We start from the raw sequence: 12,964 nt of genomic DNA on the forward strand, positions 1-12,964 counted from the left end.
GGGCTCCGGCTGCGCGGCGGGGACGGCCGCGGCGCCCGGCGTCCCGGCCGGGGCGTCGTCGGCCTGGCCGCTGGGAGCCTGCACGTTCTGGATCGCCGCGATGAGCTGCCCCTTTCGCAGACGTCCCACGCCCTGGATACCCAACGAAGCCGCCATGGCCTGCAACTCCGGTAGCAGCATGGCCGAAAGGCCGGTGCCTGAGCGCCGGCGTCGCGTGGAGCCGGTGTCCACGGACGACGTCGGTGTCTGTGACCCCGCAGACTCACGTGCGCTGTCAGGCAGCACGTCGGTGGTGTCGCTCAAGATGTTCCTTCCCTGAAGGGACCGGCTTACGGAAGCCGGGTGATACTTGTTGACCTTCTTCGCCTGGGCATCCCACATGGAAACGATATTCAGCACCGGTGGGCAGGCAGAGCGCCCATGACGGCGCCAACGGCTGAGTACCGCGTGCGAACTCGTCTGTCCCGCTGAGGACTTGACCGGTGCTGGCCGAGGCTTCGATGACGAGGCTGAGGCACCAAGTCCGGTACCAGGTTCCGGCTACGAGGAGCCGGTGGCACCGGCGGGCGAGCACGCGCCGCGGCAGCAGCGGGTGCAGCCACCAGACTATCCAGACGCAGTCACCTGGGCAACATCCTTGCCGGCGTATTGCTTCGGAGTCATCCGTTTCCCGCCCGGGCCGGGGCCATTTCAGCCGATGTGCCGTACTCGTGAGGAGCGTCCACCGGACTTACGGAGCATGCCGGACAGACGTGCCACGCGCGGAACGGACACATCGGCGCCTGTCGCTCGGGAAGCTGTGGAGGATTCCCCACCGGCCGCGGCAGCGGCGGCAGCGGCCGGGCCGTCAGCCGACGACGAGCCTGGCCTGCGCCCCGTCCCGGTCGACGGGCAGGTCGAACACGCTGAAATCCCCGCCGGCACAGGCCCGCGCGAGGGCGGCCTGGTCCTCGTCGACGGCCAGCGCCAGCACCGTCGGTCCGGAACCCGACAGGACGGCCGCCAGCCCCGCCGCCCGCAGCCGGGCGAGCAGACCGCTGGTCTCGGGCATGGACGGCAGCCGGTAGGGCTGGTGCAGCCGGTCGTCGACGGCCGCCAGCAGCGCGTCCCGCCAGGACACAGCGCCCGGCCGGACGCGTTGTTGACTCCCGGTCTGGCTCCCGGCCGGCGTTCCGGCGGGAAAGCCGGCCGGCCGGTCACCGGCGAGGCCGGGACACCCGTTCCGCCCGTCGCCACGCGGCTGGCCGTCCCTCGGGCCGGCAGCGACGCGGCCGCCGTTTTCCGGCCCGGGCGTTTGCGGGGAGGCCTCCGCGGCGCTACCGGCCCCACCGGGGCGGGGCCGCGGGTTTCCCGGCATCGCCCACGGGTTTCCCGACATCGCCATCGCCAGCAGCGCGGCCCGCCCGGCGCTCATCGCCGCGTCCGCGTGGGGCACCCTCGCCGGCAGCGCCACCCGTGACTGTGCCGTCGACTGGCGGCGGGCGGGCACGAACACGACCGGCCGCAGGTCCTCGGGCGGGTCGGTACGGGCCACCCGCGGCGGGCCGTCGCCGTCGTGCCAGGCGATGGTGAAACCGCCGTAGAGGGCGGCGGCGACGTTGTCCGGATGCCCCTCGAGCCGACAGGCGAGCGCGAAGGCCTCCGGGATGCCCGGCCGGCCGCCGCCCAGCGCGCTCGCCGCCAGCAGGCCGCCCACGATCGCCGCGGCCGACGAGCCCAGGCCCCGGCCGTGCGGGATGCGGTTGACGCAGGCCAGCCGGAGCCCGGCCGGAGTGGTACCGGCCGCGGCGAAACCGGCCCGCAGGGCGCGGACGACCAGATGGGTCTCGTCGCGGGCGCCGTCGTCCTCACCGGCCACCTCGATCGACAGACCGGCGCCGGTGACGGTGACGGTGAGCTCGTCGTACAGGCCGAGGGCGAGACCACAGGCGTCGAAGCCCGGGCCGAGGTTGGCGCTGGTCGCCGGTACCCGCACCCGGGCCGTCTGGCCCGTCCGGGGCACGGTCAGCAGCGGTGACGCCGCCGGGTGGTTCACGACCCGTGCAGGTCGAGCGCCGTGGCCGCGGCCGCCACCGTCGCCGGTATGGTCACCGGCCTGGCCGCCCCGCTGATCGCCCACTCGGGGTCCTTCAGCCCGTTGCCCGTCACGGTGCACACCACCCGCTCGCCGGCCTCGACCCGGCCCGCGGCCCGGGCCTGCAGCAGCCCGGCGACGCTCGCCGCGCTGGAGGGCTCGACGAAGACGCCCTCGCGATGCGCGAGGAGCCGGTAGGCCGCGAGGATCTGCCGGTCGGTCACCGCGTCGATCCCGCCGCCGGAGTCGTCCCGGGCCCGCACGGCAAGGTCCCACGACGCGGGGTTGCCGATCCGGATCGCGGTGGCGATCGTCTGCGGCCGGTCCACCACGCTGCCGCGCACGATGGGGGCGGCACCGGCCGCCTGGAAACCGTGCATGCGGGGCCGGCCGGCGCCGCTGCGCGCGTCCTCCTCGACGTAGCCGCGCCAGTAAGCTGTGATATTCCCCGCATTTCCGACCGGCAGGCAGTGGACGTCGGGAGCCGAGCCCAGATCTTCGACGATCTCGAAGGAAGCGGTCTTCTGCCCCTCCAGGCGGAACGGGTTCACCGAGTTGACGAGGGTGACCGGGAAGGTGTCCGCGAGCTCGCGGGCGACCCGCAGGCAGTCGTCGAAGGAGCCGTCGAGCTGCAGCAGACGGGCCCCGTGGACAAGGGCCTGCGCCAGCTTCCCCATCGCGATCTTGCCGTCCGGCACCAGCACGGCGCAGGTCAGCCCGGCACGAGCGGCGTACGCGGCGGCGCTGGCACTGGTGTTGCCGGTGGACGCGCAGATCACCGCCTGGGAACCCGCCTCGACCGCACGGCTGATGGCCATCGTCATCCCACGGTCCTTGAACGAACCGGTCGGGTTGGCACCCTCGACCTTGAGATGGACCTCGCAGCCGGTCAGCTCGGACAGGTGAGCCGCGGGCAGCAGCGGGGTCCCGCCCTCCCGGAGAGAGACCACCGGCGTGTCCGCGGAGACCGGGAGCCGGTCCCGGTACTCCTCGATCACTCCCCGCCACACCCGGCGCGTCCTGGCGGCCCGCGCCGCCTCGGCGGCGGGGCCCGCGACCGCCTGCGGCACGGCTGCCCGTGCCGCAGGCGACCCCACCGGCACCGTCGCCGCAGGCGACCCCACCGGCACCGTCGCGGCACGCGATGTTGTCGTCACAGCTCACCTCCCTCGACCCGCATCACGCTCGCGACGGCGCGGACGACGTCCAGTTCCCGCAGCTCCTCGACGGTCGCGGACAGGGCCGCGTCGGTGGCCGCATGCGTGATCAGGACCAGACTCGCGTCGTCGCCGTGACCGTCCTGGCGGACGCTCTGGATGGACACGTCCTGGCGCGCGAACGCGGCGGCGACCGAGGCGAGCACCCCGGTCTTGTCCGTCACGTCCAGGTTGATGTGGTAGCGCGTCACGGTCGCGCCCATCGGCAGGACGGGCAGGGCCGCGTAGGCGGACTCCCCCGGGCCACGCCGGCCGGCCAGCCGGTTGCGCGCCACCGCGACCAGGTCGCCGAGCACCGCGGACGCCGTGGGCGAGCCACCGGCCCCACGGCCGTAGAACATCAGCTGACCGGCCGCCTCCGCCTCGACGAACACGGCGTTGAACGCCTCCCGGACCGCCGCCAGCGGATGCGTCCGCGGGATCATCGCCGGGTGCACGCGCACACTCACTCCGGGTGCCTCCACCGACCGTTCGGCGATGGCGAGCGCCTTCACCGTGCAGCCCATGGCGCGGGCGCTGGCGATGTCCGCGGCGGTGACGTCACCGATGCCCTCCCGGTGGACGTCGTCCAGGGTCACCCGGGTGTGGAACGCCAGCTGCGCGATGATCGCCGCCTTCGCGGCGGCGTCGAAGCCGTCGATGTCCGCGCTCGGGTCGGCCTCGGCGTACCCGAGCGCGGCCGCCTCCTCAAGGGCCTCGGCGAAGCCGGCACCGGTCTCGTCCATCCGGGTGAGGATGTAGTTGGTGGTGCCGTTGACGATGCCGAGCACCCGGCGGACCCGGTCACCGGCGAGGCTCTCCCGCAGCGGGCGCAGCAGCGGGATCGCGCCGGCGACCGCCGCCTCGTAGTAGAGGTCCACGCCGTGCGCGGCGGCGGCGTCGTACAGCGCCGCGCCGTGGGTGGCCAGCAGCGCCTTGTTCGCCGTCACCACCGACTTGCCCGCGCGCAGCGCGGCGAGCAGCCAGCCGCGGGCCGGTTCGATGCCGCCGACCACCTCCACGACGATGTCGATGTCGTCCCGGGTCGCCAGCGCCGCCGCGTCCCCGGTGAAAACCGCCGGATCGACCGGGAGGTCGCGCGCGATGGACGGGCGGCGGACGGCCACGCCGGCCAGCTCCAGGGGCGTGCCCACCCGGGCGGCGAGATCTTCGGCATGGGTGTGCAGCAGCCGAACGACGTCACTGCCGACCACACCACACCCCAGCAGCGCAATCCTCATCATCGCCGGTTCCTCATCGCGGATTCCTCACCGGAGCTTCTCCCCGTGGCCTGCCCCAGCATGCCCCTGCCGATCGTGGACGTGCCCCTGCCGGCCGTGGGCCTGGCCCTGCCGATCGTGGACGTGCCGGCACAGCCACCGGCGGGTACCGGCTGGTGGACGGGCGAACGGGCCTGGTCACGCACGACAGTCACATCCTCGTCGGAGCCGACACGCCCAGCAGGTGGAGGCCACCGGCAAGCACGATCCTGGTCGCGTCGGCGAGCAGCAGCCGCGCCCCGGTGAGCGCCCCTGCCGCGTCGTCGCCCCGGGGCAGCACCTCGCATGCCCCCTGGAAACAATGGTAGGTATCGGCGAGCTCTTCGAGGTAACGCGCGACCCGGTACGGTGCCCACGGCTCAGCCACCGCCGCGACGGCCCTCGGCAGATCACCCAGCGCCCGCAGCAGATCGCCCTCGCGCGGATGGGTCAGCAGGGACACGTCCGCGCCCTCGACATCCACCCCCAGCCCCAACTGCCCGGCATTGCGCAGCAGCAGACAAATACGTGCATGAGCATACTGGACGCGGAAAACCGGGCTGTCGTTGGCCCGCCTGGCAATGACGTCGAGGTCGATGTCGCGCACACCGACGCTGCCCGGTGGGAGGCGGGCGAGCGAATAACGGGCCGCGTCCGCCCCGACCGCGTTCACCAAGCCGGCCAGACCAGCCAGGTCGGCGAGGCCAGCCAGGTCGGCGGGGCCGGCGATCGAACCAGTGGCGGTGCGCCCGCCGCCGACGTGATCGCCGCCGTCACGGCGGCCCGCCTGATCGTCGTCGCTGTCCGGCCGCCGGAAACCGGGCACGACACCGTCGCCCGCGGCACCACGGACCGCGGCGTCTTGGGCCGCGACGTCCCGGGCCGCGATGTCGCGGACATAGCCGTCGCCCGCGCGCACGACCGTCCGGGCGATCTCGCCGAGGGCGTCACTCGCCAGCCGGATGTTGAGGAAGCCGCCGGCGGCGACATCGACAGCGGACACCGCCCGGTCCAGACGCAGCCGGGCCGCGACCGCCTCCGCGATCTCCCGCGGCGGCCGACGCGCCGGCCGGGCGAGCCGGAGGGCGAGCGGGGTGGCGTAGTCACCATGCCCCGCGGCCCTGGGACGTGCGACCGGCACCGTCGCGGGTACCTCCACGTCGAGCTCGTCGTCCGCGACAAGATCGCGAACGATGGCCCGCAGGGTTTCCGCGAGATCGGCCGGAGTCATGGCGTGATGCTATCGGCGCGCACCGGCCCCGGCCGGCCGCCGAACCCCGGACGGGCCGGTCGTGACCTCAGACGGGCTGGCCGCGGCCGGCGGCGAGCCGGCGCACGACCCCGATCAGCTCGTCCGGGTCGAAGGGCTTGGTGAGGTAGTAGTCCACCCCGAGCCGTTCCCCACGCCTGAGGTCCGCGGCCTGGGCGCGCGCGGACAGCAGGACCACCGCGATGTCCGCCGTGGCGGGATCCTCGCGCAGGCGGGCAACCACGTCCCAGCCGTCCAGGTGCGGCATCATGACGTCCAATGTGATCACATGCGGCGCGACGGACCGGACCCGCTCCAGACAGTCGAAACCGTCGACCGCGGTGTACACCTCGAAGCCCTCCAGCTCGAGGTTGACCACCACAAGCTGGCGGATCACGGCGTCGTCATCCACGACGAGGACGCGCGGGGCTTCGCAGTACACATCCGGAGCTTACGGCTACCCGGCCGGATGACCACCCCCACGGGCCTGGTACGGTAAGAGCCGCAGCCCCGGAGCCCCCGTAGCTCAGGGGATAGAGCACTGCCCTCCGGAGGCAGGTGCGCAGGTTCGAATCCTGCCGGGGGCACACGTTGTGACTTACAGTAGCAAGAGCTGCATTTTTCCTGCTCATAATAGCTACTTCAGGACATAGATTCGCTACCTTCCACTGGCTCCAGCTTCGGCCCTGTACACCCGCAACGCCGACGGCTTCCACGGGCTGGACGAAGCGGTCACCGTCATCGCGCTCTGATCATGCCCAACCGGCGAAGCTCATGCATCGCCACGGCGGACCCTCAACGGTTGAACTCCGGCCATTCCAGCGAGGCCGGCTCGTCGGTGCCGCTGGTACCGGACTCCCAGCTGCCCGGCTCATCGAGGTATCCCTGCCAGCCCGCCGGATCCTCCCGCTGGATCCGGGCGTAGGCCTCCTCGATCGCGGACCAGTGCTGCTCGGCCTCCAGCCTGCGCGACTCGACGTCCAACAGAACCTCCCGGCCCGGGCAGGCCGACCGGCCAGGGAGGTGATGAGCGTGGCCGGCCGGGCCGGCGGAACATCGGCCCCGGGGCGGGGATGCCCGTCGTCGACAACGGACCGGGCAGCGGACGGAAGACAATGATCACTTGCGTCTCGGGCCGTTCGCGTCCCGCCGGGGGGAACTGGCGCGGCGGGAGACGGGCGGCCGGTCGGCACAGTAAAATATATTAATTCTAATTATATTTAGATGGATGACGCTGGATAGGCCGAGAGCGTCGCGGCCGCCGGCCGAAGAACCGATCGAGGAGACGTGCGTGCCACCGCCGCCGAACGAACAGCCCGACGACTGGACGGAGCCCGGCGCGCATCCCGTGGCGGCCGGGGTCTACCGCATCCCGCTCCCACTGCCGTACAGCGGTCTGCGCGCCGTGAACGTCTACGTCGTGCCGGACGACGACGGCCTGGTCGTGGTGGACTCCGGCTGGGCCATGCCGTCCACCGAATCCGCGCTGGTCACCGCCCTGGGCACGCTCGGCTACCAGCTCGACGACGTCTCCCGCGTGGTGGTGACCCATGCGCACCACGACCACTACACCCAGGCCCTCGCCCTGCGCGCGCGGTTCGGGACAAAGGTCAGCATCGGCCGGGAGGAGCGCCACTCGATACACGCCGGCGGGGAAACCGAGGTCCTCGCCCGTCCACAGATCGCGATGCTGCTGCGCTGCGGCGCCCCCGAGCTGGCCGAACGCTACGCCCGATACCTGCTGCACGAGACGGACCACTCGCAGGACGCGCCGTGGGGCACCCCCGACAGCTGGCTCGACGACGGCGACGTCGTCGGCCTGGCGAAGCGCAGGCTCGACGTCCTCGCCACCCCCGGGCACACCCGCGGCCACGTGGTGCTTCGTGACAATGCCAACGGCCTGCTGTTCGCCGGCGACCACGTGTTACCGCACATCACCCCATCACTGGGGTTCGAGTGGGCGCCCGAACCGTCGCCGCTGCGCAGCTTCCTGCAGTCGCTGCGGCTGATGGGCGGCCTGCCCGACACGCTGCTGCTGCCCGCGCACGGCCCGGTCACCACCAGCGTGCACCGGCGGGTCGAGGAACTGCTGGCCCACCACGAGGCACGTCTGGACAGCGCCGCCCGCAATGTCCGCGCGGGCGCCGAGACGGCGTTCCAGGTCGCGTCGGCGATGCGCTGGACCCGCCGGGAACGGCGGCTGGACGAACTCGACACGACCAGCCAGACGCTGGCCGTTCTCGAGATCGAGGCGCACCTCGACCTGCTGGTGGAACACGGCCAGCTGGTGGCGGCCACCGCCGAGGACGGCGTTGTGCGCTACGCCCCTCGTGGCTGAGGGCCCCATGGCTGAGGGCCCCATGGCTGACATCCGCTACTGGACGACGGATCCTGGCAGAAACGACGACGGACGGTGACGGAAAAGAAGATCTATCGTGGTATTTCATCCTAAAAACAGATCGATTGTTGTTAGCATGCTGGAACGTTGCTTGTCGGCGCTAGGTGTGCGCACAGGGGCGTGTTACGCTCCCCTCCGCCGGAGGGGACCGGACATGTAAGGACTCATGTTGCCCAGACTTCTGTCCTCCGCACCGATCAGATCCAGGTTCAGGACCCGGCGGCGGCTCCTGGCGGCGGCGTTGGCACTGCCGTTGGGTGTTGCTCTCGCGGCCTGCCAGGCCCCTCGTACGTCCACGTCACCGGAGTCCTCCGCGCCCCCCACCTCGTCCATAGCGCAGCAGGCTGCCAGGGCCTACCTGGCGGCGCGTCCGTCGCATGACGCGTCCGCCGCCCCGGCCGGCCAGCCGGCTCAGCCGTCGGCGCCCGCGGAGGGGCCGACGCAGCAGGCAGCGCCCGCGCAGGCCCTGGTCGCTCCGTTGGTGGCGAACCCGGCCCGCCCGCCGCTCGCGTCCGCCCCCGCCAGCCGGCCGCCGGGACTCGACGACAGCTGGCGCCTGGTGTTCGGCGACGAGTTCAACGCATCCGTGCTGGACCCCGCCAAGTGGGTCACCAACGTCTGGCAGGGCGCCCAGTGCGGGGCCAACTCCGGCAACCACGGGTCGCAGAACTGCTACTCGCCGTCCGCGGTGACGCAGAGCGATGGCAATGCGCACCTGACCGCCAGCCAGACCCCCTACAACTTCAACGGCAGGATATTCCCGTACACCAGCGGCATCATCAACAGCGACCAGCAGTACTTCTTCACCTACGGTTATGTGGACGTCCGCGCCAGGCTGCCGAAGGGCAAGGGGTTCTGGCCCGCGATCTGGCTGTACAACCCGGCCTACACACTCGATGAGATCGACATCATGGAATTCATCGGTGAGGACCAGACAACCATCTTCCAGACGCTGCACACCAAGCACGGCGGTGAGAACCAGTTCAAGACCAGGCATGCGGACTGGAGCGCCGACTATCACAACTTCGCCGCCAGGTGGGAGCCGGGTGCGCTGACCTTCTACATCGACGGCGTGCAGACCGGCCGCCTGACAAACCTGGTTCCTTCGGAGAAGATGTACCTGATGGTGAACCTGGACGTGGGCGGCCCCTCCAGCTGGGGTGGTGCGCCCAACAGCGCCACCCGGTTCCCCAGCAGCGTCGACATCGACTACGTCCACATCTACCAGCAGGCCCCGTAACCGCCGACAGGGCCGCGGCGCCACCGGGGCCGGTATGGGCCCGCCGGATCGGCCGCGTCACCGCGACCGGTCGATCCGCGCCGGTCACAGGGCGGTGACGCAGCCGGCGGACTCGGCCGGCCGATCCGGCGGCCTGCCCTCCCTTCCGATTTCCTGTCACTTCTGATTTCCTGTCACCTTGGATTTCTCAGCAGGCGGGCGTGCCGAAAACCTGGGCCCAGTAGATGCCGTAATCACCGCCGCGCGCGCAGCCGACGCCGATCTGGGTGAAATCCCCGTTGAGTATGTTCCGGCGGTGCCCGGGGCTGTTCATCCAGCCGGTCATCACCTCCGCCGGGCTGTTCTGGCCGGCCGCCACGTTCTCGCCCAGCATCCGGTAGCGGTAACCGGCCGCGGCCGCACGGTCGGTCATTGTCCGGCCGTCCAGGCTGACATGGTCCATGTAGCTGTTCGCCGCCATGTCCTCGCTGTGCCGCTGCGCCGCCAGGGCCAGGCAGGCGTCCGCGGTGAGCGGGCGCTGGCCCGCCCTGCCGCGTTCGGCGTTCACCAGTGCCACGACCTGCGGGACCATGCCCCCGCTGATGTCCCCACCGGCGGCGGGTGAGGCGGCCGGCCGTGCCGGTGCAGGCGGCGGGATCACCGGTGGGCCCGCCGGCGCGGCACCGTCGTCGTCGACCTGGACGCCGAAGTCGCGGACCAGCCCGGCGAGGCCGTCGGAATAGCCCTGACCGAGCGCCCGGATCTTCCACCCGGCCTCACGCTGGTAGATCTCCGCGAGCAGCAGAACGGTCTCCTGCCGTGGCCGCGGCGGGGCGAAGCGCGCGACGGGGGCGCCGCCCCGGCCACGGACGTCCAGGACCGGCAGCGGCAGCTGTCCGAGCGTCACGCCGGTGTCGGCCGGGCTCACGGCGATGACCACCCTGGTTGCCGCGGGACGCAGCCGGGCCGGGTCGATGCTGGCGCCGTCGCCGGCCAGCCGGGCCCCGGGCGCGGACGGCTGGTTGTAGAAGACGAAGTCGCCGTCCCCGGCGACCTTCCCGTTACCACTGGTGATAAGAAGCGACAGGTCGAACGGCCCGGCCACGTGAACGGACAGGGTGCCATCCGGCAACGGCCGGTTGGCACCGGCGACCAGCTCAATCATGATCACTCCGAGTAGGTGGCTGTCGTCATCCGTGACCGGTGAATCTCAGCGAGTGAATCACGGCGGCCGGAAACCGGGCCGTCGGTCCGCCAGCATGCCTTCGATTTCTCTTATAAAGACGAATAAGTATCACGTATTGTCCCGGGCTGCGACCAAAGAATTCCCTTGATTCGGACAAAAGCGTCCGACAAGTCACATTCTGGCCGCGGCCAGGGGTGTTAGTGTCCCTGGCATGGCCGAGACGGTGTCCGCCCCTCGCGGATCCTCATCCATTCCAGATACACATCCCGCTCCAGATACACATCCCACCGCCGGCGGCAGGCCGCCGGAAACCCCGGAACCGGCGTCGGCGGTCTGTACGCCGGCAGCCCCGTCCGCTCCGGCCGCCCCGGTACGGGCAGCGGCGACACAGGCAGCACATCCCGAACCGGCGCCCACGGGCCGTGCGCCGGCGCCGATTGCCAGCACCTCGATCGGACGCTCCGTCCGGCTCTTCCGCGCCGCCCGACGCGAGCCGGTCGAGCCGGCCGGCTTCTACTCGCTGCTGGCCGCCGACTCCGTGCACCAGCTCAGCCACTTCACCACGCTGGCCGGCTCGCTCGTCCTGGACGTCGGCGGCGGCCCCGGCTACTTCCGCACCGCCTTCCGGCAGGCCGGCGCCCACTACCTCTGGGTCGAGCCGGACATCTCCGAGCTGAGCGCCGGTGGCATCGTGGAGCCGGGGCGGGTGCTCGGCAGCGCGTTGGACATGCCGTTCGCCACCGCCTCGGTGGACATCTGCTACTCGTCGAACGTCCTGGAGCACGTGCCGGACCCGTGGCGGATGTGCGAGGAGATGGTGCGGGTCACCCGGCCCGGCGGGGTGATCTTCCTGAGCTTCACCAACTGGCTCTCGCCCTGGGGCGGGCACGAGACCGCGCCCTGGCACTACCTCGGCGGCCACCGCGCGGCCCGGCGCTACGAGCGCCGCACCGGGACCCCACCGAAGAACCGCTACGGCAGCAGCCTGTTCCCGGTGGCGGTGGCCGATGCCCTGGAGTGGGCCTTACAACCATCACGGGATCGACGTCGTAACCGCCATGCCGCGCTACCTGCCGGCCTGGACCAGGCCGATCCTGCGGGTCCCGGGCCTGCGGGAGGTCGCCACCTGGAACCTGGCCATGGTCTTCCGCCGGCGCTGACCGGCCGACGGCGCCGCGGCCGTGTCCGCGGACGACTGACGGCCCGGGCACCGGCGCTACCCGGCGGCTCACGCCCGGCGGCAACCACTACCGGACCGGGCCGTCGGTGGCCCGGGCACCCGGGCCACCGGCCGACCAGCCGTCACGAGCGAGACGCCCCTGCCCTTTTCGTGCCGGGCGCCACTTCCACGCCTGGCACGAACCAGGGAAAGTAAACAAGGGAAAGTAGCCACGAAAACAGCTGCGACAGTGCGCGGCGACAAGAGCCTGCCGAAAAGGGCCCGGTGAAGAAGACCGAAGAGCGCCGGACCCGGGCCCGGCGGGCCGCGTTCACCCGCCAGCGGCCGGTGACCGTCCCGGCGGAGTCCAGCTGATTGCCGCCCCTGGCTGATTGCCGCCCCTGGCTGATTGCCGCTTCTGGCTGATTGCCGCTTCTGGCTGATTGCCGCCCCTGACCGGCACGGTTCCGCGACAGGCTCGACAGCCGGCCGGCCGTCCCCTCGCTTTCACGATTCGACAGTGTTCGGTCACGCGATTTCAGGACACATCCGTGTTGCTCGGCCGGCGTTTTCGGGGGGCCGGGGCCGCCGGCCGGACCAGCCATGATCCGACCCGGCCGTGGTCAGATCAGCCGGAGCTGGCGTCCCTGGTCCGGGCGGGCCCGGCGGGGCCGTAGCGGGCCGGAACGGCGCTCGAGCAGCGGCGCGCCCAGGCCATCCAGGAAAGGCGACGGCCGCACCTCGGACACCTGCCGGCCACGGCGGGCCGCGTGGGTGAGCACAAGCTGCTCCCGGGCCCGGGTCATGCCCACGAACAGCAGCCGCCGCTCCTCCTCGTCACTGTCGTCGCTGTCACTCCTGGTGAGTCCGCCGGCCCCGCTCGTACCGGCGACCACGCCGGACGGGGACGTGCCCGCCCAGCGCAGCGGCAGCAGGCCGTCCTCGCAGCCGATGATGACGACGAACCCGAACTCCAGCCCCTTGGCGGCGTGCAGCGTCAGCAGGGAGATCCGGTCCGCCCGGGGGTCGAAGGTGTCGACCTCCGCACCGAGCGCGATCTCCGAGCGGAAACGCTCCAGGTCGTCGCCGCACTCGGTGGCCAGCGGGGTCAGGACGTCCAGCGCGTACCGGACCTCGGCCTCGCTCGGCGGTCCGGCCGGAGGCTGCGGCGCGGACCCGCCCGGCGGCACCGGCCCGCCCCGGGTGCCCGGCGCTGTCCCGGAC

The 12,964-nt window shown here is 71.8% G+C and carries 11 protein-coding genes, 1 tRNA gene and 1 pseudogene; 4 read left to right on the plus strand and 9 right to left on the minus strand.

What is annotated here, in order from left to right; translation table 11 throughout:
• The 6 genes from NBX02_RS19380 to NBX02_RS19405 form a co-directional block, all read right to left on the minus strand.
• On the minus strand, nt 1-399 hold a 399-nt coding region (locus NBX02_RS19380), incomplete at its 3' end, for a Rho termination factor N-terminal domain-containing protein (RefSeq protein ID WP_250292492.1).
• Between the two features lie 448 nt (nt 400-847).
• Complete coding sequence (locus NBX02_RS19385; RefSeq protein WP_250286287.1) at nt 848-2,035, minus strand: homoserine kinase; 1,188 nt, start codon at nt 2,033-2,035, stop codon at nt 848-850.
• A complete protein-coding gene (gene thrC, locus NBX02_RS19390) occupies nt 2,032-3,231 on the minus strand; it encodes a threonine synthase (RefSeq protein ID WP_250286284.1) in 1,200 nt (399 codons plus the stop codon). The genes NBX02_RS19385 and thrC overlap by 4 nt, the downstream gene beginning before the upstream one ends.
• Nucleotides 3,228-4,511, minus strand: coding sequence for a homoserine dehydrogenase (locus NBX02_RS19395; RefSeq protein WP_250286292.1), 1,284 nt, complete (start codon nt 4,509-4,511; stop codon nt 3,228-3,230). The genes thrC and NBX02_RS19395 overlap by 4 nt, the downstream gene beginning before the upstream one ends.
• 190 nt (nt 4,512-4,701) lie before the next feature.
• Entirely contained in the window at nt 4,702-5,760 is a 1,059-nt protein-coding gene (locus tag NBX02_RS19400) for a DALR anticodon-binding domain-containing protein (RefSeq protein WP_250286282.1), read from the minus strand.
• A 67-nt stretch (nt 5,761-5,827) separates the two neighbouring features.
• Complete coding sequence (locus NBX02_RS19405; protein WP_445548535.1) at nt 5,828-6,220, minus strand: response regulator transcription factor; 393 nt, start codon at nt 6,218-6,220, stop codon at nt 5,828-5,830.
• Between the two features lie 73 nt (nt 6,221-6,293).
• On the opposite strand from NBX02_RS19405, the gene NBX02_RS19410 reads away from it, so the two are divergent.
• Nucleotides 6,294-6,365: transfer RNA gene (locus NBX02_RS19410), tRNA-Arg, on the plus strand.
• Between the two features lie 208 nt (nt 6,366-6,573).
• Here the strand turns inward: NBX02_RS19410 and NBX02_RS19415 are convergent.
• Entirely contained in the window at nt 6,574-6,762 is a 189-nt protein-coding gene (locus NBX02_RS19415) for a hypothetical protein (RefSeq protein ID WP_250286279.1), read from the minus strand.
• Between the two features lie 307 nt (nt 6,763-7,069).
• Between NBX02_RS19415 and NBX02_RS19420 the strand changes: the two genes are divergently transcribed.
• Together NBX02_RS19420 and NBX02_RS19425 are read left to right on the plus strand one after the other, a co-directional pair.
• Nucleotides 7,070-8,116 carry an MBL fold metallo-hydrolase gene (locus NBX02_RS19420; protein ID WP_250286277.1) on the plus strand — a complete coding sequence of 349 codons (1,047 nt, stop codon included), beginning with the start codon at nt 7,070-7,072 and terminating at the stop codon, nt 8,114-8,116.
• A 229-nt stretch (nt 8,117-8,345) separates the two neighbouring features.
• The gene (locus NBX02_RS19425; RefSeq protein WP_250292495.1) at nt 8,346-9,416 is read left to right on the plus strand and encodes a family 16 glycosylhydrolase; all 1,071 of its coding nucleotides are present in this window, start codon (nt 8,346-8,348) and stop codon (nt 9,414-9,416) included.
• A gap of 187 nt (nt 9,417-9,603) precedes the next feature.
• On the opposite strand, the gene NBX02_RS19430 is transcribed toward NBX02_RS19425, so the two are convergent.
• Nucleotides 9,604-10,560, minus strand: a complete 957-nt coding sequence (locus tag NBX02_RS19430) for a CAP domain-containing protein (RefSeq protein ID WP_250287280.1) — start codon at nt 10,558-10,560, stop codon at nt 9,604-9,606.
• Nucleotides 10,561-11,017: 457 nt separating this feature from the next.
• On the opposite strand from NBX02_RS19430, the pseudogene NBX02_RS19435 reads away from it, so the two are divergent.
• Nucleotides 11,018-11,741: pseudogene (locus tag NBX02_RS19435) on the plus strand (class I SAM-dependent methyltransferase).
• 622 nt (nt 11,742-12,363) lie between these two features.
• Here the strand turns inward: NBX02_RS19435 and NBX02_RS19440 are convergent.
• On the minus strand, nt 12,364-12,964 hold a 601-nt coding region (locus tag NBX02_RS19440), incomplete at its 5' end, for a 3'-5' exonuclease (RefSeq protein WP_250292497.1).

Source organism: Protofrankia sp. CiP1_Cm_nod1 (assembly GCF_920888515.1).
GTDB lineage: Bacteria > Actinomycetota > Actinomycetes > Frankiales > Frankiaceae > Protofrankia.

What these genes read in the sequence shown, in the direction of transcription:
- NBX02_RS19395 (WP_250286292.1), bottom strand. Translation starts at nt 4,511, where the DNA reads ATGAGGATTGCGCTGCTGGGGTGTGGTGTGGTCGGCAGTGACGTCGTT.
- NBX02_RS19400 (WP_250286282.1), bottom strand. Translation starts at nt 5,760, where the DNA reads ATGACTCCGGCCGATCTCGCGGAAACCCTGCGGGCCATCGTTCGCGAT.
- NBX02_RS19430 (WP_250287280.1), bottom strand. Translation starts at nt 10,560, where the DNA reads ATGATTGAGCTGGTCGCCGGTGCCAACCGGCCGTTGCCGGATGGCACC.